Raw genomic sequence first — 26,356 nt, 5'->3', positions numbered from 1 at the left:
TTTAACTATGCTATTCGTCTGAGTATTTTTTTAAGACGTTTTTTAATTCCAAGTTTATCAACTAACTTAACAAGATTATCTGACACTTTAGAAGTCATATTATAAGTAAATACTCGTAATCTATTTTTAAGCGTTTTCGATAACAAAATCATATTTATTTCATTCTGCTCTACATTACCAAACCTAGCTTTATGTTCCCCGTAGCCAGTTGAAAAATCAAAAGATATTGGAGGTAAAGCTAAGCTATAAAGATCTTCAAGCACTTCCAATTGCAATACTGAACCAACCGAATACTTTGACCAATCAGGATTAAAGCCAACATCTATATAATAGTATGTAGATTTATAGATATAGCCAAGCATAAACGAAACAGGAACGTCATCAAACAGTAAAATATAGCAGCATAAAGCTTGTTGTTTTTGCCACTTTAACAAGGTCAATTTTAATACTTCTCTATCTCTCAACCCTAAGCCTAATAAATTCCATTGATACGTTGTTTTAGAAATTGCGATAGCACTATCTAAGAAGTTATCAATTTTATCAGTTGCATCACATTTTAATAACGTGACATTAAAGTCTTTTTTTGCTTTTCTTTGACTATACAAAATACTTTTTCTGGAGCGATTACTTAACTGTTCAAGATAATCATAGTAAGTAGCAGGCATTGCTATTGATTGATGTAAATAAGGCTTACCAAGATGCAAAGAGTTATAGTGTAATAATTGTTTATACAAAAAGGATTTAACAGGTAGGCCTTCAATAGAAAGACCTTCGTTAGGTCCAATGATTTCAGAAACATAAATTAAAAACAATTTTGTAATTGGTTCAACATCTAAAATTCCTGACTTAAAAATTACGTTAGACCACATTTCATAACGAGTTAATGGGTAAGAAAATATAGAATACTCCCCCAAAAAAAGTTTAACTGGTCGAAATTGTTTTCTGAGTACGCAGTAAGCTATTAAATCATCTTGATTTCTATAAAAACAAACAAAAATATTCTCATTTAAGGAGTCCTCAGCTAATAACCAATTAAGATCATGTAAAGGTTCTATATCCCTATTCCCATCTACAATATTACTTATACAACTTTGTACATGCTTAACATTATCAAGTGAATTAAGCGGTATCATTTCCCACGACATATTCTTTCCTTTAAAGTCACAATACGGGTTCTAATTCCTATTACCTTAAATACTACTTTTACTATAAAATATGACGGACTGTTATCTAAAAACATAAGAGCGATAATAAGCAAAAAATAATAACATTGTTCCCTTTTAATCGCTACAGCTCTCATCAAATCATAGGTATTTAAAGACTACTTATTATTCTAAACCACATGTTTTTTTGATAAAATCACACTAAAACATAAATAAATGAGGGTTAATTCAAAGTTATTTTTATTCGAACCGAATAAGTATAAGTATAAATAATTTGTTGATAAATAAATTGGCTCACTAGGTAAAATAATAGATAATTCAAATACTGAAGCTAAAAAATTAGACTGAAACGATTTGGAGATGGATATTGAAACTGTTTTTTCATAAAGATGAAAGAGGTAATTTTGGTGATGATCTAAATGAATCATTATGGCAACACTACATTCCTAATTTAGAAAAAATAGACTCAACAAAGAACTTTGTTGGTATAGGTACACTGCTAAACCATAAACTGCCCAAAGGAAATAAAATTATCTTTGGATCCGGATATGGGTATGGGCAAGTGCCAATAGTAGATAAGGCGTGGGAATTCTTTGCTGTTAGAGGCCCTAAAACAGCAGAAATACTAAAAATTGATAAAAAGTTTTCAATTACTGATCCTGCGATTTTATTGGGTGACTTTTATGAAAATAAAAATAAAAAAACTACAAAAATAGGATTTATCCCCCACAGCTTGAGTTGTTATTACGGAGATTGGAAAGAGGTTTGTAATTCACTAGGAATTGAATTGATAGACCCTTGCTTATCCGTTGAAGAGTTTCTTGCCAAGCTAAGTAAATGCGAATCGGTTATTTGTGAAGCGATGCATGGGGCTATTGCAGCTGACGCTCTAAGAATACCGTGGAAACCTATAGCAATTTATCCTTTTATCTTTGACTTCAAATGGCACGATTGGACCAATAGTTTAAATATGGAGTATAAGCCTACATCTGTTTCTCCAATTTGGCATGTTCAACGTCATTACAACACTAAACAACATCTAACTTATCAATTCAAAAAAACGCTAAAGAGCATAGGTATATGGTCAAAGGCTTTTTCTGAATTACCTGAAATCAAGAGTACTCAACAAGAAGTTGATTTAACAACACTACAAATAAGATCGATTATTGAGAATGATAATACTTATTATTTAAGTGCAGACAATACGCATCATGATAAAATAAACCAATATAAAGAAGTATTTGAAAAATTCAACTCCAAGTACATCCTAAAATGAGATCAAAATATCCCATCAATATCAATGACTACTTTTTAAAGTTTAAGCCGATTCGATGAACATATCTAAAAGATTTTCTCTTTACTTTTTAGCCACAATTATTTCAAGAGGTGTAGGATTTATCTTACTCCCTCTTTACACTGAGCACTTATCAACTGCTGAGTATGGTGTATTAGCCATTATTGATACATTAGGACTCTACTTTGGCATATTTGTAGCAGGGGGGCTTGGTACTGCCTTGGTTCGCTTTTACGATGTAGATGATAGCCAAAATAACAAAAACGTATTCACAGGTGTTGTTTCAATTGTTAGTTTATTATTTTTATTTCTATTAGCCATTGTCGCTTTAATAACTGCCTTTTATGATTTTAATTTAATATCTTCCAATATTATATTGTTATCTATGACCTATTTTGGTCTTGATACTGTAAATAGCTTATATATTCGACAGCTAAACATTAACAAGAGTGATAAAACTTACTTTGTCGTGTTAATGATGAAATTAGCTATTGCAGTGCCTTTAAATATTTACTTTATTGCTTACAAAGAGATGGGTGTCATTGGCTTTATTTATGCTAATTTACTCTCATCTTCTTTCGTATTATTCTTCTCTTGTATTCCATATTTTATTAAGCAATTTAGTTTACCTTCATTAGCTTTTTTAAAAAAGCTGATGTCGTATTCTCTACCTTTTATACCAAATGGTCTTTTAGAGGCCCTGTTCACAAGTATTAGTATTATTCTTCTGCAGCTATTTCACCCTCCAGAGTCACTTGGTGTTTTCGCAATAGCTCTTAAATTAGCAAGTATTTTATTTTTAGTGTCTGAACCTATCCAAAGCTTATGGGTACCCTATGTTTTTTCAATTAAAAATGATCCAGACAAAGGTGTAAAATATGCTAAAGGCATGCGGCTGATGACTTTAGCATTATTACTAGCAGCTTTTGGAGTAACTTCATTTAGCGGAGTTATTTTTTATTTTCTGGTAGATGAACAATTTAAAGAAGCGATAACTGTTTTACCAATATTATTGTTAGCGAATTGTATTTATATGCTAAGAGGGACAGCTCGTATAGGGATAATGCTCAGTGATGATGTAAAAAAAATCCCTTACGCGACACTACTTACCATAGTAATTTCTTTACCTATTTTTGCCTATTTGACCTATCGTTTTGGTGCTATGGGAGCAGCGCTCGGTCAATTAACACAAAGCTGTGTTCTTATCTTAATTTTTTTACATTGGTCAAATAAATTTGTAGTCATAAAAACGAAGGCGATACAGTATATACCACCAATTATTGTGTTTCTGTTAATGTCGAACGTTATAAATGTAGAAGTATCTTTAAACATACTTACCCCCTTAATCGTATTTTTCTCATATCTCATATTTATTTATTTTTCTGGTGCTATCAATAGAGATGAAAAAGAATTTGTACTTACGCAGATAAAATCTCGTTTGAAAGAGAAAGAATGATGACCGATCTAGCTATTTCAGTTATTATTCCTGCATATAATTGCCAAGATAAAATCCATAAAGCGCTTCAAAGCGTTTTGGCGCAAACCTTTAAAGCAAGTGAGATAATAATTGTTGATGATGGGTCAAGTGATAACCTTGAAAAAGCACTAATACCTTATAAAAAGCATATAAAATATATTAAAAAAAATAATGGTGGGGCTTCATCAGCCCGAAACCTTGGTGTATATCATTCAAACAGCTCTTGGGTTGCTTTTTTGGATGCTGACGATATTTGGCATGAAGATAAATTAAAAGTCCAAGCTCACGTAATAGAAAGTTTTGAGTCCACTAATATATCGATTATTTGTAGTGAATATCGGTTCGTTAATGCCGTTGACCAATTAGCATTAAATAAACAATCTATAGATTTCTCATATGAGAAGGTCAATATTGAGAAATTACTAAATCGCCCTTATTTAGCAACACCCACGGTCATCATAAGTAAACATCTATTTAATATTGTTGGGGGTTATAACGAAATGCTTCACACTGCAGAGGATTTAGACTTATACCTAAAATTAGTAATAGTTGGCGATGTTATTAAAGTGAACAGTGAGCTAACGAATTGCTTGATGTCCCTGACAAGCCTAACTAGTCAGCATGATACTTATGACAATGAAATCGAATTATATCATTCGTTAAATAAAAAGGTTAAATATGAGCCTTATTCATCGACCATCAATAAGCACATACAAGATTGTCAAATCGACAAGTTAAAATATTTATTATTCATGCGTCAACCTCAAAAATTTCATGAGTTTTATAAAAGTATAAAAGCTGAAATTCCTGTCTCATTGAAATATAAATTACTACTCAAGTATTGGCTTTTACGCCTAGTCTTTTAACGTTTCAGCAAGTAAATGAGCTAACTCTTTAGCTCTACTCCACCTCGAAAACCTATCATGGTCTCGAATAAAGCTACTTTTTGTAGAAGTGACATCAAGGCATGCATTATAAATTTCACCCTTGCTTTCTGCTACATAGCACCCTTCGTATTCCGTTAATAATGTACTTGTATCACTTAGTTTATTTGTAATCGCTAATATGGCTTTATTAGAAGACAAATACTCATAAACTTTACTGGGGATCTGTGCTGAAAAAATCGCCCCCTGAATGATTAATAAAGAGTCTACTGATAATGATAGCTTGAGCGATTCTTGATGGCTAATTTGCGAATAAAAGCTAACGATGTCATCAATCCCAAGAGATTCGGTATATTGACTATAAATATGCTGATTATTAGCGCCAACTAATATCAATTCGAAATTAGTTGAATCTAAAACGTTCCGTTTTTTAAGTAAAGCTAAAGATTCGAAGAAGGTTTGAGGATCTCGACCATTTTCGTATAAAGAACCTAAATGTGCCATCGTATGTTTTTTCTTTGATATAACGATATTGCTTACTTGATTCAGTTCATTGTAAAGTGAAGTTTCGAAGCCATTCTCAATAACAGTAAACTTACTGCTGCATATTTCAGGGTAAAGGGTTTTGTATAGTTTTGAAGCTCCAGCAGAAGTAAAAATTGCTTTTCTGCATAACTTAATTGTTTGCTTGTCTATCCAGCGATGAAACTTAAACGATGGATATACTGAAGGGTCATAATAACATTGCAACGGGTCTCTATAATCGGCTAACCAAGGTAGCTTTGTCAGCCGAGATAAAACTAGTGCAATTAAATGACTAGTTAATAGCGGATATGTTGACCAAATTATGTTTATAGAGTGTTTTTTTCGTAATCTCAGTCCTTCCTTGATTGCTGTAAATAACCAACCCCAATATCGATCTGGTTGCTTCATCCAACCAAAATACTTTCCTCTATAAGAAAAGTGTTTACTGACATCTAAACAAAAAGTTCTATAAACAGGAAAAGAAAACTGATCATCAAAAGTATTATCAATAGTCGTATTGAAAGTACTCTGATTAACGGTCAATACGACGGGCTCCCAGCCTAGTGATTGCAAATGCTCAGCAAACCTTAACGTTCGCTCAACACCAGGACTATTACATGGAGGAAAATCAAAGGCGATAAGAAGGATGCTCTTTTTCATGTATTATGATTTATCTTTATTTTGTCTAATTATTGGCGTTGATAAGCTATTAATTGTGTTACGTTTGGCTATTAAGTGGCAAATTAATGCTTTGTTATTGATATATTTACCCTTTTATCTTGATGTGGTATTTCAATAATACCTCCTTGTATATTCATAACAGGCATTTCATCTACATGGAAAGTGTATTCGGCTTTCACATCCAAGCCCATGATATATATTTTCTTTTGCGGGGTAATATTTTTCACTACGATATTGCTTTGTGCATTTGATATTAAAATAATACTTTTTTCCGTTTCAATCAGATATGCGCCTTCAGCTTGTTTTTTAACAACAGTATCTTCTCTAAAACTACCTATTGAAGGTTGTAAAACAGTAATCATTTCGTGTTTACTCTTTACCTCATCTGAAATGGCTTCTAACCGCCAACTAGCCGATTTTTGGTCTAGTCTATCCGTAACACCTTCGGTGTAATTTTCTCCATTAAAAGTTGTGTCATCACCATCGGCCTCAACATAAAACTTATAATCACTGCCGCCAATAATACGCATTTTACTCGCATTAAATATTGTACCTACCAGTTTAGCTTCTGAGTTTTCGACTTTAAACGAGGTTGATTCCGAACTTAATATACCGTTATTTTCAGTACCAACCAAAACATTCAAATTATCAACTAGTGGTTTATTAACCATATGCAAGATACTTTTCACTGTGTATTTAGGGTTGATGGTATCGACAGAGTCACTAATAAAAAGTATGTCTTCTTCCCTTAAATAAAAAAAAGTCCTCTCTGTTGTTGATACTTTTCCTTCCTCATCATTTTCATCGTACCAAGTGGAGTTATATGCCTTGGTTAAATCAGCTTTAATAAAAGCATATGACTCTGTAAATGATGAAGAGAGGATACTTCCACCTATTAGCATTGGGGTACTTACTCGTTTTTCATACCACTGACTTACACTTTGAATAGCACTACCTGTTGGCAAAACAATTCTTTGTCCGCCATCTGCTACGTTTTTCTTAAAGAACCGATTTACTTTAACTGACTCATTATTCTTTTGAATAATGATACTGTTTTTTGAAATAGTTCTAATAGAGTAATTCAGGCGATTCTCACCAAAAAAACTACCATAAACAGAACTATTAACAATTAAGGGCTTACCTTTGAATAAGGTAAAGTGACCCGCGTCGTAGTGAGCATGATGCGTAAATACGTCACCGGCCTTAAAATTCATAAAAGTACCGTCGGGTAGCCAATTTTCACGAATAAAGCTTAAACCATAGTATTTTTCTCCAAAAGTTCTCGCTTCAGGAAGCAGATACTGGAACATGCTCAGAGTGTCAGAAGTTACTAAATTAGTATCTAACTTTGGGTTATGGAATAGGTAATAGCCCCAACGATAGCTTCTATAATAACTTTCAAGCCCATGCTTTTTTTCTAATAATTGAGAAAACTGACTAAAGTCTTTGTTTTTTGTTGTCTGCGCAATAATATCTATAACCCGACGAGTCTCATCCTTCAAATCTATACGCGCACCTTCGTCTCCAATAGGCTCAATGCTTATATCAGGTCTAGTTGCATAAATATGCCAATAGCCTATATCATTGAGGGTTTTTAAGACTCTATTTTTAAGTACAGAGTCTCCAGTACCATTAACAAATGAGCTTAACGCTAGTGTTATTGATAGCGCTCGTGAGTTTATCCAATAGTTAAACCCTTCGGGCCAAGCTGGTGCGAGTTCCAGTGCTTTAATAAGTTCAGAAAAGTGCGATTCAACATCTGCCTGTATGGCTTTAGGCGGATCTAGTATTGCTATATAGGAAAGCCAAAGCTGTGCTGTGATCTCAGCCCGGCCATGCCACAGAGAAACAGAGTTGTCATTTAATACCGATAAATAATATCCAATTGCTTTTAATAATTTTTTTTCTATTAGCGTTCGTTCAGCTACAGTAAGAATGTCAGTATTTTTAACTGCGTCATAGGCAAAGGCCAACTCCCATCCATTACCGTAAAAGCTATTTTTATTGGATAAATCTAGCTTAAGACCTAATATTTCTTTTTTAAGCGCTCTCTTAGAGTCGCTATCTCTTTTATATATCCAACATGATAACTTACCTGGTAACCCTTGATTATAACAAGGAAAGTACCTTTTCAGCTTATTTTTTCCAAAGTCTGAATTATGCAAATGTCCATTAAGGAGCTTTTCAACTTGTGAGAGGATTCTAGGAGTATTACTGTTGAATTTTGCAACGGGTTGGTAATCAGGATAGATTGTGGTTGGAGCAAGAAGTTCTTTAACGTATGGGCTTTTATCTTTGATTGAGACAAGCCCTCTATTGAATATATATTGTAGTGATAAATTATACTTGTTCATAAGTACATAGCCACCCACAAGTAATGCAATATGAGCAATTATTCCAACACAAAATATATATATTTTTAATAGTTTCATTTTAATTTATAAAGATGATGACAAAGTCTAAGAGCAAAAGATGCTGGTTCTTTATCCCACGGGGTAAATCGAGGGAGGCACATTAAGTCAGTGCTACTATTTACAAGGCCTATATCTGTAGCCAGAGCTGCTTCAAAGCCGAGCTCTTTTACCATGGTTTTATGTGTATTATTAAAATCTCTACCAAATTTTCCATTGGGATAAGCAAAGTATTTAACCTCTGAGTTAATAATTTTTTCTAAAGTATTTTTTGATTTTCGTATTTCCATATAAGCACTTTCATTCGTCTCAATTGATAAGATAGGGTGCCTATGAGTATGTGCTCCAATGGTCATACCGGCATTATGCATTTCACAAAGCTGACTTTTTGACAAAAAGCTATTTCTCCTACCCCTAGTATTTAGCTTAGACTCTAGCTCATCTAAGGCGTTATCTCTTTCATTTAGCGTTAAGAACTTACATCTGTCATGAATAATTTTCCATGACCTTAATTTTGCATCTACTGTAGATAAATTAATTTTTGTCGCTTGATTAAAGAGTCTAACTTCTGCTGTATTTGTATTCATAATAGAATCAATAATGCGATCATTCCAAAGACCACCCTTTTCAATCCCTTCGGTTGCTATAAAAAAAGCCCCCTTTATGTCAAGCTCATCTAATATAGGGGTAATAATTGAGTAACCATCTTCGTATCCATCATCAATAGTGACTACAACAGAAAAAGGAGGTATTTTATTAATTTTCATTAATGAAATAAGAGAAGGTAAAGAGATCACATTAAAGTGTCTCTTTAACAATATCATTTTCTGCCTAAACTCATCTGCACTTGTATATTCATCAAAGTCAGTTTCTCTGCCTAACTGAACTCTATGGAACATTAAAATGGTTGCTTGGTTAGATAAAAAATTTGATAATACAGTTCTATAGCACCTAAATAACCAATAATCGATAGTTTTGCCCAGCATTATTTAAAAGATCCTTCTGCTATTTAAGATGGGTATTTATGAAATACCACAGACTGTCAGTGATTCAAAATCAGGCATTTATAACAATCGCTTTATTATGATAATTTAATAACACCTGTCTAGGTAACTCTCCCCCACTAAACCTAGTTAACCTGTTAGATACGCATTTTTTCTCTCTTTTATCGTTACAGGCACAGTCGTTGAAAGAATTCTTTTTTCGATAACTAAAGACAAAGCGATTAAAACAAAAAATAAATCAAAATAGGCCAAGCTTACATTAGCCCCGGTAATCATGTAACCAATAACAGAAACAGATAACATTGAAGATAAGCTATAGCACCAATCTAAAGATTGTTCTTTTGCTAATTTACGTAACCTCTGCAGTCGTAAGTATAATGATACAAGCAATAAAACATAGATTGATAAGCCTATGTAGCCTATATCTGCAAGCACTTGAAAATAGATACTATGAGCGGCTTTTGGAAGCTGTCCTTTTGGAGCAGCAGGCGTGTCGACAAAGCCAAAGTTATCGATTGTATCAATATATAAGCTCCAAGCTAAAGGGTCTTGTGTACCATAAAAACCGTTTCCGAACACATTATCATTAGCAATTCTCACTGATACCTTCCAAGCCCATAGGCGACCTATAAAGGAGTTATCAGATTGTGCCTCTGATACAGTTTCCATTCGTTCAGACCACTCGGAAGGGACTGATGCAATAAATACAGGTAAAGACATTACGATAAGAGTCGAAAGTAACAGCTTTCTTTTGGATTTAATAAAGAAATATAGAGCAATCACCATTAACCCAACAAAGCCACCTCGTGATGATGTTCCAACAACAGAAATAATATTAAGAATTAAGAGAGCTATTAAACCCAGCTTCAATTGCTTATGTTTAGTTTCACTAATCAAATATATAATTAGCGGGATACACATATTTATGGCTACAGCCAAATCATTTCTATCACCTAATACATGTCCATTAAACCCTGCAATATCGTGTCCTCCTCCAGAAAGAAGATATTTTACTGCTTCCATTGCGGCAAAGGAACAAACAGACAAAACGATAGACCAAATTACAGTGTCTATATGAATTTTTTTTTCTAAAATTAAAATTGCTGAAAAATACAGCACTATAATTTTTGATAATTCAGAAAATTTAGCCCATGCCAAATCATTTAATAAAGATTCAGAAAGAAACGAGCTCACCAGTGCAAGTATCCAAAATATAATAATTAAAACGGTACTTCCATCAAATTTTATTTCAGGCTTTCTCTTATAGATAAGGTAAGCAAAAATTGTTAAAGCTGCGATTGTAAAATTTATTCTTAACGATGAAGAAAAACCCCAAGCCCAACCCGCGGGATATGCCAATGCAATCCATATCCAGGCGCTCACACCTATATAGGGCTTTCGTAATGTAATAAAGATAAGAAATACAAAAAGGAATACTACTGCTATATCACGCATATGGTATCTCGACATCCAAGCACTTATTTTTCATCTTCTTTCACTGACCATAAATATAAAAAAATAAGGCACCCTATGTCTACAAAATAATAAAGAGAGTCAATCATTTACATTAAGCCTCGACCTTAGATATAACAAACCTAAACTTTCCGGACTTCTCTGCCAATATTTTATCAACTACATCTATTTGAATAATAACATTATCCCCAAGACGAGCTTTAAAACCACTAATAATTTCTTCCTTTTTACGACAAGATAACGTTCCTTTGGGAACAATTTCAATACGAGTTAAGAGCTTTGTTTCTTGAATTATTTTGAATTCTTCAATTCCATCTAAATCGCGTAATATATATATTAGTGCTAGCCCATGCATCATAGTGCCATTTTCTGCCACAACAAAATCTGTCGTTCTTCCTTCAATATCCTTCAATAAAGGTAAACCTCTACCGCATGAGCATAAATCTTTAGATTTGATTGCTATGTCACCCGTTCGATAACGAATAAAGGGGAAATCAGATGTTGCTAAATGAGTAACTACAACTTCGCCTTTTTCACCATCAGGTACAACAGTTCCATCTTTACTGACAATTTCAATAATAATATCTTCCGCTGATATATGCATACCTCCAGCAGGACATTGATGTGCTATAAAGCCAGCATCCCGCCCTCCGTAACCATTTGCAACAGGGGCTTGAAAGACTGATTCAATAGTTTCACGCTGATAAGGATACAACCGTTCAGAAGTAACAAATATAACTTTTATACCTAATGTCGACATATCAATATCATGTTGAATTGCAACTTTTGCAATTAACGAAAAAACAGAAGGATAGCCAAAAAGCATTTTGGGTTTCATTAACTGAATTTCTGCTATGAAGCCTAATATTTTTTCCTCTGTTAAATCAAACGCTGGAATCAACTTTGAACGAAATAGCTGATCTCGAAATAGTCTAACTCTATCTTGAGAGCCGAGTTCTATAGGTGACCCCCAAGCAACAATCTCCTTATCTCCTATATCAACACCCCACCAACGAGTTGCACGCCACTTTTCAGCAACATCATGACTTATCCTTTCGTTACCTAACAAAAAAGATAATGGTTTACCGCTAGACCCACCCGTTGTAAATCGCTTTACAATCCCTGAGTTAGTTGCTCTTAGACTATCAAAGTTATCCCTAATAATTTCTTTTGATAAAAATGGAAGCTTATGTAAATCACTTATGCTTCGAATATCACTACTTGTGAGGCTTAAATCGGAAAGTATCTTTTTATAATAAGGCACTTTTATACAAACTTGGCTGACGAATTGATGCAAGCGTGCTTCTTGCTGCTCAATGATTTCACTTGATGAAAGCCATTGTGTTTGTTCTAACTTTTTATGGATAGTAACAGTGTCATGCTTTTTAAGTTTTTCATGAAGTGGAAAAAGCACGGTAGTCACAAACTTTGTATAAAAACGATTAAACATTTTCAGTTTCCCACACTTTTTGTGCTAATTGGTAACAGGATAGTAGTTGTTGCCATACTATTAGCCATTCATATTTTTGAACTGTATCTAAACCATTATCCACTAAGGATTCTCTAAGTCCTTGATCATCAATCAAACGAAATACTTGTTTACTAATATCTAGCACATCATCTTTTTTAACTAATAATGCATCATATTCATGACTTAACATATCAGGGATCCCTCCTACATCGCTAGTTACTACAGGTATGCCACATGCAAGCGCTTCTAACAAAGAACTAGGTGCATTATCTATCGTACTTGCATTCAACATAATATCTGCGCTTTGGTATAAAAGAGCTATTTCATTGGCTTCTAAACGACCTGTAAACGTAATATTATTACTTAATTTATACTCTTCCACTTGTTCTTTTAATGCTTCTAAATCTGGGCCAGATCCTGCAATAGATAATTGAGTATTAGGGTATTTATCAACAATGATTTTAAAGGATTTAATAATAATATGAATGCCATAAATTTGTTCTAAGTTTCGAGTCACAATTAAATGTAAATTATTTTGATCAAATTCCCTATTATTTTTGGTAAATATAGTTGTATCAAGAACATTTGGAATAATAATTGAATCACGGCCATAGCGACCAAAAACAGCATTAAGAAATTTAGATGGCACAATTAAACAGTGAACTTGTTGTAAGCTTTTATCTACCCATTTCCAGGAATTAGCAAAAAAATTTTCCGCATTACCTCCATGATAATTCACGACGATCGGCTTTCCATTTAGCTTACTAATAAAAATTGCTGGTACTGAAAATAAATACCAAGACCATCCAGAGTTAGCCATAATATGAACAACGTCTGCATGCTTAGTTTTTCGGTATAATGAAAATATATACGGGAACAACCTAAAAACTGCTCGAATACCTTTTAGTTTTTCAATTATTTTAAATTTGTAAGGGGAGTTTGTTTGAATAATATCAACTTCGATATCCTGTTGTGATATAGCTTCACTTAATTTAAAAGTTAAGTTTGCCATCCCGCCTGCAGGGGGAGATAGTGGTCCAACAATAGCGATTTTATTTATCGAATACATAAGAGTCTTACTTTTTAACTAACTTATTATAAACAGGTAAATAGTTTCTTACACTGCAATCCCAATTTCGAACATTTTCTACGTAATTTCGACCATTTCGAATTACACTTTCTCTTAATTCACGATTAAATAGCAATTCTATAATACGGCTACTTAAATTCCCTATATTACCCGCTTTAAATAAAAAGCCATTATAATTGTCATTAATTAATTCATGATGGCCGCCAACATCTGATGCTAGAACTACTTTACCTTGAGCCATAGCCTCTAAAGGCTTCAAAGGTGTAACTAAATCAGTCAAACGCATTTTTTTACGTGGATAAACTAACAAATCGACCAAACTATAATAGCTCCCCACATCACTATGAGATACCCGACCTGTAAAGATGATTTTATCTTCTAAGCCTAATAAAGTAGCTTGATGTTTTAAGTTTTGCTCTTGTGGGCCACCGCCTACTAATAACAACCTCGCATTTGGATTATCCTCCAGTACAGCAGGCATCGCCGCAATAGCTAAATCTAATCCTTCATACGCATAAAAGGAGCCTATAAAACCAATGACTTGGCAACCTTCAAGCTTTAGAGAATCTTCAATCAACCGATTTCTTCCGTGAATAATATCAAATTGCTCAATATTCACAGCATTAGGAATAACCGTAAACTTAGTATTATCAAACCCCCTACTAACAAGATCATTTCTTAAGCCTTCGCAAATGGTTGTTACCGCATCTGCATGTTTCACAACATGAGTTTCCATTTTTCGAGTGAGGCGATAACGTAAGTCATCTTCTTTACAAGTACCGTGATCTACTGCTGCATCTTCCCAAAAGGCACGGATCTCATAAACAACTGGTAATCCTGACTTTCGCCCGGCTTTTAACGCTGCTAATCCATTAAGTGCTGGTGAGTGCGCATGAATAATATCTGGTTTTTCTATTTCGATTACTTCTAATATACGTTTAACCATTGGAGCAATATTTGCCATTTGATTGAGTACTGGAAGTTTTGACATTAGACCTGAAGTAGCCTCACTACGGTAAAAGGTTAATCCATCAACAATTTCAATTCCTACCTGCTCGTTACCATGCTTTGGGCTCGTTACATGACACGTTTCAATACCAAGTGAATGTTGTTGCTTCAGTATTGAGCGACTACGGAAAGTATAACCACTATGTAATGGGATAGAGTGGTCAAAGACATGTAATACTTTCATAGTTATGATTCCAAGTTTTGACGTAAAAAAGATTCAAACATTAATAACGTCCAAAGAGCAGAGCTATTATCCCTTACCCCCTTAACATGGCTATCAATAAGGTGTTGTATTTGTTGTTGATTAAAGTATCCTGACTCAATCATTTTTCTTGATAATAACCCGTCATAAAGCCTATCTTTTAAAGGTCCTTTAAACCATTCAGCTAATGGCACTGCAAAGCCCATTTTTTTTCGATATAAAACATCATTTGGTAAATATGGCTCCATCGCAGACTTTAAAGAATACTTTCCTATCCCATTTTTAATATTCATTGAGGTAGGTACTTTAAAACCCCACTCAACAAATTTATGATCTAAGAAAGGAACCCTCACCTCTAGTGAGTGAGCCATACTCGCACGGTCAACCTTTGTTAGAATATCACCTACTAAATACGTTTTCATATCGAGGTACTGCACTTTTTTCATGACATCTAAGTTGCGGTATTTATCCTCGTATTGCTTAAAAACCTCTAATGATGTGTATTCTCCTAATGACTCATTAAAGCCATCAGAAAATAGTTGTCTTCTTTCATCTATTCGTAGAATCGAAATTGAGTTGTGATACCCCTCGACTGAGTCCATAGCCATTTCTTGAAATGTTGTCTTTGCTCTTAAAAAACGGGGGGCACGATCTAATTTCGGATAAAGGTTACCCAGTGGAGTAAATATTGATCGACGTAAGCCTAAAGGTAACAAGTTTCGTTTTTTTTCTGCTTGTAGGTGGCGTTTATATCGACCATAACCTGCAAAAACTTCATCTGCACCATCGCCAGATAAAGCGACTGTGACATGCTTTCGAGCAAGCTCACATACCCGATAGGTTGGCATTGCAGAGCTATCAGCATAAGGCTCGTCATAAAGTGATGCTAGTTTATCGACTAAGTCGAAATCATTTTGATCGACAAATTCTTCTCTGTGGTTAGTTTTATAACGATTAGCTACTGTTTGCGCATATTCTGTTTCGTTAAACTCTTTGACATCAAAACCTACAGAGCAAGTATTTACTGGTTCTGATTGTAGCTTCGACATCAAGGCGACGATAGCACTAGAGTCAACACCTCCAGATAAGAAAGCACCTAAATCAACATCTGCAACCATACGTATTTCAACAGCTTCTTTTAACCTATCCGCAAGTTGTTCTTTAACTTCTGATTCAGTTAACTCCTCGACATTATTAGTCGGAATATCCCAATACTCTTGACTTAAATGTATTTTTTTATCACCTTTTTTCAATAATAAACGATGTCCTGGTGGAAGTTTAAAGGCATTTTGATAAATGGTATTAGGCTCAGGGATATAACCAAAAGTAAAATAGTCTTCAATAGTTGTACTGCGTAAGGCTTTATCAAATAAAGGGTGGGCAGTTAACACCTTAAGTTCAGAGCCGAAAGCAAAATGCCCATCTCCTAATAAACTAAAAAATAAAGGTTTAATACCTAATCGATCTCTGGCAATAAAAAGTGTTTGTTGTTGCCTATCCCAAATAGCAAACGCAAACATTCCTCTTAAATGATGTACACAATCTTCACCCCACTCTAGATAAGCATTGAGAATAGTCTCAGTATCACCATGAGTATTAAATTGATAGCCTTTATTAGACAGTTCAGTATGTAACTCTTTAAAGTTATATATCTCTCCATTAAAAATAATTATCGCTCGTTCACAATGGCTCATCATAGGTTGAGGGCTTCCTTCTATATCGATAATAGAAAGACGTCTGTGCGCTAATGCAACACCTGGATCGAAAAAATAATCGCCAGCATCAGGGCCTCGATGCTCTTGTTTATTATTCATATTTTCAATCACTTTAGGATCAATAGAGTGATTAGACGTTAGATGAAATAGACCCGCAATACCGCACATTGTTAGATTCCCTTAGTTAATTGAGTTTTGATATAGACGATGGTATTTTTCAACCATAATACCTATACTAAATTTTTTATTACAGTGCTCTAAAACAAGTTTACTATCATTGATTAAACGTTCAGGGTCATCTAAATATAATGACATGGCAGCAGTAAGTTCATCGATATTATCCACTTCAACAATGTGACTATCTTTATGTGATGAGACTATCAAATCAGGATTTCCACCAACACTTGTTGCAATGTAAGGTAAACCACATGACATTGCTTCTAATAGAGTATTCGGTACCCCTTCAGCAAGTGAGGGTAATACGAATACATCCATAGTATTCATTAATTCACAAATATCATTACGCTGACCAGCAAACCATACTGCTGTATTTGCACCCGCATCTTCTACAATATCTTTCATTTTAGATAATAAAACACCATCACCAACTATAATTAATCTTAGTTTATTTTGTAAGTGTGGGTTCTCAAGCCAAAGTTTAACAAAAGCTTTGACGAGAAAAGTTTGATTTTTAACTTCTGCTAATCGACCAACAGTACCAAAAACCAATTTATCTGTATCCCCAAAGTGTTCTGGTAATTCTACTTCTGGTTTTTTAGGTGTAAATTTATTAACATCAACACCATTACATATATGAACAATACTTGAAGGCTTTACATTAATTTTATTTATTAAATAATCAATAGATTCAAATGACAAACAAACATACTTATGTATTAAAGGCCTGAATAATTTTCTGACTTTCTGATATTTAATGTTTGTACCGCCAATATCAAAAATATCCCAGCCGTGCTCACCATGAATTCGATAAGGTACTCTAGCTAAAAAAGCTGGAAACTGAGCCTCTATGGCGCTTAGGTTTCTTGTATGGCAGATATCTGGCTTTAACGTACGAAGTAGCCTCCAACACTTATATAGCCACATAATATTCTTACCTTGTGGTTTATTGAGGTTTATTATTTGAATATTATTGGTATTTATTCTGGCATAAAATTTTGGATCATGACTAGTAACACAAATGATGGTATGTCTATATTTGTCCTCAGGTAGACTATTAATAAGGTTAACCAAGCCATTTTCTAGTCCACCTGTTGCAAAAGAATGCACAACATGGGCAATATGCTTAAATTTCGATTTTTTATTCAAACGAAAAATCCTTAATAGTCGATTTTATAAATGTTTTTTCTAAAGCATCTCTCACTACTACTAGATCTGAATTTCCGACGATAGATATTGCTCGTACTTCACTAATATCAGACTGGCGAGACAAGCTATGCCACGCTTGCATTAATTTCGCTTTATTTTTATTTACCGTGTAATAGTCACCTACTTTAAATTGATACAAGTAACTTCTCGGTAAACCATTTAGGTTACGTAAATGAACTAACATCACCGGTCTATCATTAGATAACAATGCTTCAGTGGCGATCACTGTCCATCGTTCTGGTGCATGCATAACATTGTTAGATGAAATCATTTCCCCCTGAGTTTGTTTATTGCCATAAACCGCTCTAAACACTTCAAGTCCTGAGTTATTTTCTTGATGAGTTTTTTGTAAAGCATCAGAAAAGTTAATCCCCCATGAGGAGTTTACTACCGCTTTATCTTGCATAGCTAAGTTAGCTACCTCACTACTCACCGTTAGCTTATTGGCGGTATTAATAACAGGAATTGACTGTAATAAATAAAATATTATCACTAAAAAAGATAAGGTTATAGCGGTTAAGTAAGTGTATGCTGCACTACTTTTTATATTATTTTTTTCAGTCGCTATGACGTTCGCTACATCAGTACTAGCGGTTTCTTTATCGGCAAAAAAACCACCTATCCAAAACATCAGCATGATTATTAGGCCAAAGAACAGCCAGCCATAAATAAGGTGATCTGCGCCGGTGGCGTATTCCATATCAGAATAATAGGCAATGGCCACTATGCCATAAGCACGCATACCATTTGCTAAAATAGGTAAGGTGATAGCAAAAATAAAAAAGGTAATTTGTTTATGAGTTTTGTTATAGGTTAAGTGCCCGTATAAAGCGCCTACCGCCGCAGAAGCAATTAAATAACGAATACCTGAACAGGCAACCGCCACTTCAAACATACCGGTGGGTATTTGAATATATAAACCATCAACATAAACAGGTATACCATTGAGCTTTAAAAAGAACACCGTAAACCATGCGGTTACATCTTGCAGCCAAGGAATAAGGTTTTCGCCCATGGGGACGGCAAATAATAAATAAGCTAAAGGAAATCGATAATACCACGCTTGTTTATTGCCAATTAATAACCACAGTAAACAGATAAGCGAAGTAACAGCTGATAGTTGCCCTAAAACATTAATGTCTGCCGCGTAAGCAAATAAGCCAACAAATAATGAGACAACTAACGGCGGTAAAGCTAGCCAGGTAGGCTTTATGTTACAAGATAATAAATGTTTTTTATCTCGCCATAAAAGCCATAAACAAATCGGTAAAATAAAATAGCCATGGGCAAAAGTATCAGAGCGCGCCCAAATAGCTTCCATACCCGCTAAAGCATCTTGATAAACCAACGCCCAAGCAAAAAGCAATAAGGAAAGTGTCGCTAAAAAGCGCTTATCCGTTACTGGCATCAGTGACTCTCCTTCACAGAAAAATAGTTCATTAGTGGCTGTAGGGTTTGCTGCCAAGTAAAGTGCTCTAAAATCCATTGTCTGTTAGCTAAGGTTTTAGGCTGTGCGTTAAGCAATGCTAAGCAGGCTTGTGCATAGGTTTGTTTATCATCTGTAATCACTACGCCATCAGATGGCTGGGCATTAATGCCTTCCATCGCCATGGTAGTAACCACAATAGCTTTATTCAATGCCATGGCTTCGAGTACCTTATTTTGAATACCTCGTGCTATTTGCAGTGGTGCTATCACACATTGAGCTTGCTCTATAAAAGGCCTAACATCATGCACTCTGCCGGTAACAACAATGCCTTGATGGTTTTTAGCTAACGCTTTAACGTCGTTACTGGGGTTACCACCGACAATGCAAAGAATAGCATTAGGTTGTTCCGCTATTATTAACGGCCATACCTGCTCGACAAACCATAAAACCGCATCAACATTAGCCCAATAATCCATGGCGCCAGTAAAACTAATAAAGGGCTGTTTAGGTACCAGCTGCTCTTTTGAAAAAGAAACTTCAGGATTAAAAAAATTCACATCTACGCCATTAAGTAAACCGTGCACTTTACCTTGTTGTGACTGTGGTTGTTGATGACGAAATAGCTGAGCTTCATCAGGTGAAACAAACAAGCTATGGGTAAATTGTGCACAAATAGTCTGTTCTTCTTGTGCTAATAGTTTATATTCACGATTAAAAAACCATTTTGCGATACCTGTTTTTTTATTGGCGTATTGACGCCATTTATCAGAGTCAATATCGACAAAATCAATCACACGCTCTAATTTTTGGTATTGCTCACTGTTCCCTTGAACATACTGCGCCATAGAAGAAGAATAGATAAATACTTTTTTTATCTTTTGTTGAGCAATAGTACGATTTGTCCACTGCTGCATACGTTTGTCAAAATAATAAGGTAGTGTAATAGGTTTATTCGTTAAAAAACCACTTAAGCCTTTGAGCTTGGCAAAGGTTTTATGTTGATCTAAATGAAAGACTGAAGCACAGTACTTAGTTAACGCTGAAGCATATTTTTTATCAAACCGGTCATCAATAAAGCAACCTAAGTGCACGTCATATTGTTCACTTAACTTTTTTAATATATTAAAAGAGCGTATTTTATCGCCTTTATTAGGCGGAAAAGGAATGCGATGACACAAGAATAACAGTGGCTCTTTAGATAAAGCAGTAGTCATTAGTGATCACCCTAAAAATTTAGATAAAAATGGCCCAACTATTTGGCTAACTTTTAGTGGTAACTTTTGCCATAAGCCAATAAATAGTTTGTATTTAGGGTTGTTTGGACTGAGATTAGGTAGTTCAGTGGCGTTAACTAAATGATAATAATAGTAAAGTGGTTTAGGCTCCATGCCCCAGTTTTTCTTATATTTATATGGTCCACTATCATTTTTACTACGACCAAAATCATACCAACGACAACCTTTTTCACTAGCACTACACATCACTTGGTAATACATATAGTCAGCACTTTTAAGACCACGGGCATTGTCGTTACCACCACCATAGTAAGGCAAAACTTGCTCGTTAAAATAAAAATTCATCACAGCACTGGATAGCTGCTCATCTTTATTCTCGCTTTTACTCTTAATAACGGCAATATCAACATCATTGCCAAATACAGTCACTAAATTCTCAAAATAGTGTTTACTGAAAATAGGAGTACCTAGGTTACGATAACTTGTCGACAATAATTGATAAAAGTCAGCTAAGTTCTGTTTACCTGATTCAAGCGAAAAGCTGAGGTCGTTCTTTAAGGCGTGCCTTATTACAGCACGTTGTTTCTTTTTAATGGCGGGGAGAATTTGGTCCTTGTCTTCAGGTAATTCACAACCGAAAGTGCTATGTGCTTGCTTTAGTAATAAAGTAGAGTCTTGTTTTTCTTGATAACGTAACTCTAAATAATCAACAGAAAGTTTTTCTGCTAGTAAGCAAGCTTCTTGTTCTAATTGACGGGTTAATGCCGGTGTATCTGCAATGGCACCACCATAAACACAAAAAGGCGTAGAGATAAGCGCGTGACCAAAAAGTTTACTTTTAACTTCAACTAACGGTAAAACACCGACAATATGACCATCAAGCTCGGCATACAAAAAATAGCAATCATGATGAAAGCTTTTTGATATAACCTGCTGCCAGCCACTTAAATGGAAAAAACTACCTTGCTGATGTTGTTTAACATAACTGTCCCACTGAGCAAATGTCGATGGCGTTAATTGTTTAATAACAGTATCAGTATTAGCTGTTGTTTTAGCGCTTATGTTTGCAGCGGTATTTAAGTCAATAGTATTCAAGTATCCGTTCTCTTTATATTTAGCTTTAATGGGTAAACAACGCGATAATCATTTTTTATTTATTCAAATAAACGCTTTTCATTGTGTCCCATTGATAATCTTCTAACAAGCGGACAATTTTGCCTTCCATACGAGATAAGTTTAGATAATGACGCAGTCTAGATTTTACCGAAGCACCGGCAATACGTGGTTGATCAGGATCAATTTCCCATGGATGGAAGTAAAAGCTATAAGGCTGTTTTTCAGTATTTAAGTAATTATCAATGCGTCTTTTTGACAGCCAATAAGGGTATAGACGAAAGTAGCCACCACCACCAATACCCGTATTACGATCATTTTTTCGTACCGTCGGTACGGGAATTTCTATAATTCCCTCATCCCTTTGATATTTAAAACGAGGCCAATTAGGCACACCATATAAGTCATGCTCAATAGGGTAAGTACTAGAGCTATACTCAAAACCTAACTCTGTTAAGGTTTGATATACCCAAGTATTACTATCATTAAAAGAGAAGCTTGGTGCTCGATAACCAATAATAGCCTGACCGGAAGCATCTTCAAGTATTTGTTTACTTTGACTGACATCAGCAATAAATTGCGCTGGTGTCATTTCTGTCGCTCTTTGGTGAGCAAAGCCGTGACTCGCTAATTCATGCCCTTGATCAACAATGGTTTTAATTAAGTTTGGGCAACGCTGCGCTACCCAACCTAAAGTAAAAAAAGTACATTTAGCCTGCTTACTTTCAAATAACTCTAAGAGTCGATAGGTATTCTTTTCAACTCTCAGCTCTAGGTTTTTCCAATCTGCTTTATCAATGGCTTCTTCAAAAGCTGAAACGTGGAAATAATCTTCAACATCCACTGTTAGCGCTTGTACTTTAGGCAACTGATTTATTGTTTTTATCCTTTGCATGCCATCAACGCCCCTTACCAAATAATACAATTTCAACCGTGCGAATTAATATTAATAAATCCAAAAGAAAGCTACGGTGCTTTATATAATACAAATCATATTTTAGTTTTTCTAACGAGTCAGCTTCTGTGGCGCCGTAAGGATATTTTAATTGTGCCCAACCTGTTAAACCCGGTTTAACATTATGACGCTCGTTATAATAAGGAAGGTTTTTAATAAGGCTTTGTACAAATTGAGGACGTTCAGGTCTTGGGCCCACGAAGCCCATATCGCCATGCAATACATTCCAAATTTGTGGTAATTCATCAATACGATATTTACGTAAATAGTGACCGATTTTAGTAATGCGGTTATCGTTTTCACTGGCCATTTGCGCGCCATCTTTTTCTGCATCTAAACGCATACTACGAAATTTAATAATATTAAAAGGTTTGCCATCTAAGCCAACACGTTCTTGCTTATAAAAAATAGGAGCATGCAGACCTTCAGTAATTTTCATAAATAACATAGTAATAAGCATAATTGGCCAGGTAATTGAAAATAAAAACAACGCCATTACCGCATTAAAAAACCAATCAAGGGTATTGCGTAAGTAATTATTAGAAGCAAAGCCATTAGAGTAAATAACCCAGCTTGGATAAATAAGATTAACCGCTATTTGCCCGGTTTCACGCTCAATAAAGTCAAGTATGTCGATAATTTCAATGCCGCGTATTTTACAAGCAAACAAATCATCTACCGGTAAGTTACTGCGACGCTCATCATTAGCGACAACTATTTCATCAATACCATGAGTTAAAGTGTACTCAACTAAAGACTGCTCTAAGTTAATACGTGTTTCCCGTTGAATACCATCGGGAGAATCACCTTTCATAATAACAAAACCATGAACAGTAAAGTCTTGTCTGTCGACATCACGTCGCATACGTTTTTCTATAATAGAGGCGCGTTGCCCTGTACCTAAAACTAGAACATTACGTTTACCGAAGCCAAAAAAATCTATTTTGAAGGTAAAATAACGAAAAGCACTAACAAAAAACACGCTCAAGGATGAAGCGATTGCTAATAACTCTACAGGTAACGCATAAGCTCCGTATAAAGGATTGATAATGGTTGCAGCAAAAAATGCCACGGCAACGCACATTAACATACGACGGAATATTCCCCGAAAGCTCTCTCTTAGCTTGGAGTTATATAACCCAAGTGCTAAAGCACTTAATTGATTGAGTAATGCAAAGACAACACCGTAGAATAATAAATACCCCTCTGAGGTCATCTCAAAGTCGACAATGTTATAAAGTGTATTTATATACACAGTTAACAGTAAAGAGCCGACAAATAAAACTTGTTCTATGATGATTAAGGACTTAGTGCCTGTTGATAGATCGCTAAATTTAGAACTAGACATAATTGACTAAGTTCCCTTTAATTAATATTTGCCACATATAATACATATCCACCGACAAGACAAAAAACAGGCTTGATTCTAACAAAAAACATACTAAAGTTAACGTTTAATTTACACCTGTTAATTTACATTGCTAAAAGAAGATAAAATATCATACAATCAATTGTCTTTTTTTGAATTAAATATTATTTTATAAAGGTGTAAATTATGGATAATCGCTTTACCAACCACTTAAAAGTTGGACTGTTATTACTAGCAGCTTTTCTCTCTGGCTGTAGCTCACACAGTATGTTGCCTAGTGCCACTTTACATCCTTCCGATACCGCTAACATAAATGCTTATAAATATTTAATCGGCTCTGGTGATGTGCTTAATATTTTTGTTTGGCGTAACCCTGAAGTGTCCGGTTCATTTGTAGTGCGCCCAGACGGTATGATTACCACCTCTTTAGTAGAAGATATTAAAGTGTCTGGTAAAACCCCAACCGAATTAGCTCGTTCAATTGAAGAAATATTAGCAACTTACTTACGAGATCCCATAGTAACGGTGACGGTAGAAAACTTTGTTGGTCCATTTAGTGAACAAATACGAGTGATTGGTGAGGCTGCACAACCGCGCGCAATTAATTACACCCAGCACATGACTTTACTCGATGTAATGATTCAAGTTGGCGGTTTAACAGAGTTTGCAGATGGTAATGATGCTGTGTTAATACGTATAAAAGATGGTCAACAAAAACAATATAAAATAATGATAGATCAACTAATTAAAGATGGCGAGATACGCGCTAATGTTGATATGTTACCTGGCGATATCATCATAATTCCTGAAGCTTGGTTTTAAAGACAAACATAGTTATTACACGTATATAAATTCAGCGATATTTGAAAGGTAATAAGGTAGTAATGCAAGATATATTTGAAGAGATAATTGATTATCTAAAGGGAATTTGGTTAAAACGTCGTTATATCATCATAGCAACTTGGCTCATTTGCCCTATTGGCTGGTATTTTGTTGCCGCTATGCCTAATATCTATAAATCAGAGGCGAGAGTATATGTCGATACGCAATCTTTATTACGTCCTTTATTAAAAGGGTTAACGGTTGAAACCAATCCAAATACGCAAATTCGTCTGATGGTAAAAACACTATTAAGTCGTCCTAATTTAGAGCGTATATCACGCATGACAGATTTGGATGTACAAGCAACTGATAGTAGCCAGTATGAAGCCATCATTAAAAACCTTAAAGATAATATTAAAATATCAGGGGTTGGTCGCGAAAATATTTACACCTTAAGTATTGAAGATAAAGATCCTGAAATGGCGCGTAATATTGTCCGTTCAGCGCTGACTGTTTTTATTGAAAATACCCTAGGTGAAACACGTAATAACTCAGATAGTGCGCAAAAGTTTTTAACGACTCAGATTAAAGATTATGAAACTCGCCTGACTAATGCAGAAGCCAGATTAACAAGCTTTAAGCAAAAATATAGTGGGATTTTACCCTCACAATCTGGTGGCTATTATGCAAAACTTAATAGTAATAAAGAGCAGTTAAAGGCGATTGAGTTAGAAATTTTAGAAAATGAAACGCGATTAGCATCAGCGAAAAAACAATTGGCGCAGTCCGTAGTAACTGATGCTGATCCTGAAAATAAAATCAAAAATGAAAGCAGCATACAGACGACTTATGATGACCGTATTACTGAATTAGAAGCTCAACTAGACAGTTTAACATTGCGTTATACTGACAAACACCCAGATGTTATTGAAGTAACCAGAAATTTAACCCACTTGAATAAATTGCGTAGCGATGAAATAGAAAAATACTTAGCACAAAAGAGTGAGAATACTGGTAGTTTAAAACGCTTAAGTGCTAATCCTGTTATTCAAGAAGTACAAATTCAAGTTAACCAGTTAGAAAACTTAATTGCTTCACTTAACGTCAGAGCTGATGATTATCGTCAACGTATTGTTGACCTAGAAAATAGAGTGCATACCTTACCGGAGATTGAAGCTGAATTAATTGCCTTAAATCGCGGTTATGATATAACCAAATCAAACTATGAGGCGTTATTATCCCGCAGAGAAACGGCTCAACTTGCTCAACAAGCAGATGAAACAACCGATAAAATTCAATTTCGTGTGATAGATCCGCCTCGTAAAGCAACAAAACCATCAGGCCCTAAGCGCTTTATTTTATTTGGTGTCGTTACCGTGTTAGGCTTTGGTGTAGGTATTGGTATCTCGTTATTAATGAGTCTGTTGACTCCTGTAGCAACCTCTACAACGCAATTATCTAAAATAACCGGGGTACCTGTTTTTGGTGTCGTCTCAGCGAATGAGAACCTAGGTCTTCATAAATGGCATCAAAAGAAAACCTTAATTTTTATAGGCTCTAACGTGTTATTATTTTGCTTATTACTATTATTTATCAGTTACTTTTTATTTCCTGACGCCATTCAAGCACCATTAAAAAGGATTTTTTAG

The 26,356-nt window shown here is 34.9% G+C and carries 20 protein-coding genes; 5 read left to right on the top strand and 15 right to left on the bottom strand.

Translation table 11 applies throughout. The features are described 5' to 3' along the window. Positions 1-5: 5 nt before the first annotated feature. Positions 6-1,145, bottom strand: a complete 1,140-nt coding sequence (locus tag FCS21_RS09280) for a GNAT family N-acetyltransferase (RefSeq protein WP_138622680.1) — start codon at positions 1,143-1,145, stop codon at positions 6-8. A gap of 385 nt (positions 1,146-1,530) precedes the next feature. Between FCS21_RS09280 and FCS21_RS09275 the strand changes: the two genes are divergently transcribed. Genes FCS21_RS09275 through FCS21_RS09265 form a run of 3 tightly spaced genes read left to right on the top strand, consistent with a single transcriptional unit; the run spans position 1,531 to position 4,800 of the window. Continuing rightward, positions 1,531-2,439 carry a polysaccharide pyruvyl transferase family protein gene (locus tag FCS21_RS09275; protein ID WP_171035674.1) on the top strand — a complete coding sequence of 303 codons (909 nt, stop codon included), beginning with the start codon at positions 1,531-1,533 and terminating at the stop codon, positions 2,437-2,439. Positions 2,440-2,494: 55 nt separating this feature from the next. Further along, positions 2,495-3,913 (top strand): lipopolysaccharide biosynthesis protein, encoded by a 1,419-nt coding sequence (locus tag FCS21_RS09270; RefSeq protein ID WP_138622676.1) that lies wholly within the window; start codon positions 2,495-2,497, stop codon positions 3,911-3,913. Next, on the top strand, positions 3,910-4,800 hold the full coding sequence (locus tag FCS21_RS09265; protein WP_138622674.1) for a glycosyltransferase family 2 protein: 891 nt from the start codon (positions 3,910-3,912) through the stop codon (positions 4,798-4,800). Before FCS21_RS09270 ends, FCS21_RS09265 begins: the two co-directional genes overlap by 4 nt. Here the strand turns inward: FCS21_RS09265 and FCS21_RS09260 are convergent. From FCS21_RS09260 to FCS21_RS09195, 14 genes are all read right to left on the bottom strand, one after another. Next, a complete protein-coding gene (locus FCS21_RS09260) occupies positions 4,789-6,003 on the bottom strand; it encodes a glycosyltransferase family protein (RefSeq protein ID WP_138622672.1) in 1,215 nt (404 codons plus the stop codon). The two genes, FCS21_RS09265 and FCS21_RS09260, sit on opposite strands and share 12 nt — an antisense overlap. Before the next feature lie 83 nt (positions 6,004-6,086). After that, the gene (locus tag FCS21_RS09255; RefSeq protein WP_138622670.1) at positions 6,087-8,456 is read right to left on the bottom strand and encodes a heparinase II/III domain-containing protein; all 2,370 of its coding nucleotides are present in this window, start codon (positions 8,454-8,456) and stop codon (positions 6,087-6,089) included. Next, entirely contained in the window at positions 8,453-9,421 is a 969-nt protein-coding gene (locus FCS21_RS09250) for a polysaccharide deacetylase family protein (RefSeq protein ID WP_138622668.1), read from the bottom strand. Before FCS21_RS09250 ends, FCS21_RS09255 begins: the two co-directional genes overlap by 4 nt. A 147-nt stretch (positions 9,422-9,568) precedes the next feature. Continuing rightward, the gene (locus tag FCS21_RS09245) at positions 9,569-10,894 is read right to left on the bottom strand and encodes a putative O-glycosylation ligase, exosortase A system-associated (protein WP_171035673.1); all 1,326 of its coding nucleotides are present in this window, start codon (positions 10,892-10,894) and stop codon (positions 9,569-9,571) included. A 112-nt stretch (positions 10,895-11,006) separates the two neighbouring features. Next, positions 11,007-12,362, bottom strand: coding sequence for a phenylacetate--CoA ligase family protein (locus FCS21_RS09240; RefSeq protein WP_138622664.1), 1,356 nt, complete (start codon positions 12,360-12,362; stop codon positions 11,007-11,009). After that, on the bottom strand, positions 12,355-13,452 hold the full coding sequence (locus FCS21_RS09235; RefSeq protein ID WP_138622662.1) for a glycosyltransferase family 4 protein: 1,098 nt from the start codon (positions 13,450-13,452) through the stop codon (positions 12,355-12,357). The genes FCS21_RS09240 and FCS21_RS09235 overlap by 8 nt, the downstream gene beginning before the upstream one ends. A gap of 7 nt (positions 13,453-13,459) precedes the next feature. Then, positions 13,460-14,665 carry a TIGR04063 family PEP-CTERM/XrtA system glycosyltransferase gene (locus FCS21_RS09230; protein ID WP_138622660.1) on the bottom strand — a complete coding sequence of 402 codons (1,206 nt, stop codon included), beginning with the start codon at positions 14,663-14,665 and terminating at the stop codon, positions 13,460-13,462. A gap of 2 nt (positions 14,666-14,667) precedes the next feature. Then, a complete protein-coding gene (locus tag FCS21_RS09225; RefSeq protein WP_138622658.1) occupies positions 14,668-16,566 on the bottom strand; it encodes an XrtA/PEP-CTERM system amidotransferase in 1,899 nt (632 codons plus the stop codon). Positions 16,567-16,578: 12 nt separating this feature from the next. Continuing rightward, positions 16,579-17,724 carry a TIGR03088 family PEP-CTERM/XrtA system glycosyltransferase gene (locus FCS21_RS09220; protein WP_138622656.1) on the bottom strand — a complete coding sequence of 382 codons (1,146 nt, stop codon included), beginning with the start codon at positions 17,722-17,724 and terminating at the stop codon, positions 16,579-16,581. Then, on the bottom strand, positions 17,717-19,249 hold the full coding sequence (gene xrtA, locus FCS21_RS09215; protein ID WP_171035672.1) for an exosortase A: 1,533 nt from the start codon (positions 19,247-19,249) through the stop codon (positions 17,717-17,719). The genes FCS21_RS09220 and xrtA overlap by 8 nt, the downstream gene beginning before the upstream one ends. Then, entirely contained in the window at positions 19,192-20,427 is a 1,236-nt protein-coding gene (locus FCS21_RS09210) for a TIGR03087 family PEP-CTERM/XrtA system glycosyltransferase (protein ID WP_138622652.1), read from the bottom strand. The genes xrtA and FCS21_RS09210 overlap by 58 nt, the downstream gene beginning before the upstream one ends. Positions 20,428-20,433: 6 nt before the next feature. After that, complete coding sequence (locus FCS21_RS09205) at positions 20,434-21,543, bottom strand: FemAB family XrtA/PEP-CTERM system-associated protein (RefSeq protein ID WP_246047148.1); 1,110 nt, start codon at positions 21,541-21,543, stop codon at positions 20,434-20,436. A 55-nt stretch (positions 21,544-21,598) separates the two neighbouring features. Then, entirely contained in the window at positions 21,599-22,456 is an 858-nt protein-coding gene (locus FCS21_RS09200; protein WP_138622650.1) for an XrtA system polysaccharide deacetylase, read from the bottom strand. A 4-nt stretch (positions 22,457-22,460) separates the two neighbouring features. Beyond that, positions 22,461-23,864 carry a TIGR03013 family XrtA/PEP-CTERM system glycosyltransferase gene (locus FCS21_RS09195; protein ID WP_138622648.1) on the bottom strand — a complete coding sequence of 468 codons (1,404 nt, stop codon included), beginning with the start codon at positions 23,862-23,864 and terminating at the stop codon, positions 22,461-22,463. A 207-nt stretch (positions 23,865-24,071) separates the two neighbouring features. On the opposite strand from FCS21_RS09195, the gene FCS21_RS09190 reads away from it, so the two are divergent. Beyond that, positions 24,072-24,707, top strand: coding sequence for an XrtA/PEP-CTERM system exopolysaccharide export protein (locus FCS21_RS09190; RefSeq protein ID WP_138622646.1), 636 nt, complete (start codon positions 24,072-24,074; stop codon positions 24,705-24,707). A gap of 62 nt (positions 24,708-24,769) precedes the next feature. Further along, positions 24,770-26,356, top strand: coding sequence for an XrtA system polysaccharide chain length determinant (locus FCS21_RS09185; protein WP_138622644.1), 1,587 nt, complete (start codon positions 24,770-24,772; stop codon positions 26,354-26,356).

This window comes from Colwellia ponticola (assembly GCF_005885605.1).
Classification (GTDB): domain Bacteria; phylum Pseudomonadota; class Gammaproteobacteria; order Enterobacterales; family Alteromonadaceae; genus Colwellia; species Colwellia ponticola.
This window is presented reverse-complemented; position numbering and strand designations above follow the sequence as displayed.

Bases quoted from the DNA above. Each gene is read 5' to 3' on its own strand.
- FCS21_RS09210 (WP_138622652.1), bottom strand. From the start codon at position 20,427: ATGACTACTGCTTTATCTAAAGAGCCACTGTTATTCTTGTGTCATCGC.
- FCS21_RS09200 (WP_138622650.1), bottom strand. From the start codon at position 22,456: ATGCAAAGGATAAAAACAATAAATCAGTTGCCTAAAGTACAAGCGCTA.
- FCS21_RS09250 (WP_138622668.1), bottom strand. From the start codon at position 9,421: ATGCTGGGCAAAACTATCGATTATTGGTTATTTAGGTGCTATAGAACT.
- FCS21_RS09240 (WP_138622664.1), bottom strand. From the start codon at position 12,362: ATGTTTAATCGTTTTTATACAAAGTTTGTGACTACCGTGCTTTTTCCA.
- FCS21_RS09190 (WP_138622646.1), top strand. From the start codon at position 24,072: ATGGATAATCGCTTTACCAACCACTTAAAAGTTGGACTGTTATTACTA.
- FCS21_RS09280 (WP_138622680.1), bottom strand. From the start codon at position 1,145: ATGTCGTGGGAAATGATACCGCTTAATTCACTTGATAATGTTAAGCAT.
- FCS21_RS09230 (WP_138622660.1), bottom strand. From the start codon at position 14,665: ATGAAAGTATTACATGTCTTTGACCACTCTATCCCATTACATAGTGGT.
- FCS21_RS09270 (WP_138622676.1), top strand. From the start codon at position 2,495: ATGAACATATCTAAAAGATTTTCTCTTTACTTTTTAGCCACAATTATT.
- FCS21_RS09225 (WP_138622658.1), bottom strand. From the start codon at position 16,566: ATGTGCGGTATTGCGGGTCTATTTCATCTAACGTCTAATCACTCTATT.
- FCS21_RS09245 (WP_171035673.1), bottom strand. From the start codon at position 10,894: ATGCGTGATATAGCAGTAGTATTCCTTTTTGTATTTCTTATCTTTATT.
- FCS21_RS09260 (WP_138622672.1), bottom strand. From the start codon at position 6,003: ATGAAAAAGAGCATCCTTCTTATCGCCTTTGATTTTCCTCCATGTAAT.
- FCS21_RS09265 (WP_138622674.1), top strand. From the start codon at position 3,910: ATGATGACCGATCTAGCTATTTCAGTTATTATTCCTGCATATAATTGC.
- FCS21_RS09185 (WP_138622644.1), top strand. From the start codon at position 24,770: ATGCAAGATATATTTGAAGAGATAATTGATTATCTAAAGGGAATTTGG.
- FCS21_RS09235 (WP_138622662.1), bottom strand. From the start codon at position 13,452: ATGTATTCGATAAATAAAATCGCTATTGTTGGACCACTATCTCCCCCT.
- FCS21_RS09195 (WP_138622648.1), bottom strand. From the start codon at position 23,864: ATGTCTAGTTCTAAATTTAGCGATCTATCAACAGGCACTAAGTCCTTA.
- FCS21_RS09255 (WP_138622670.1), bottom strand. From the start codon at position 8,456: ATGAAACTATTAAAAATATATATATTTTGTGTTGGAATAATTGCTCAT.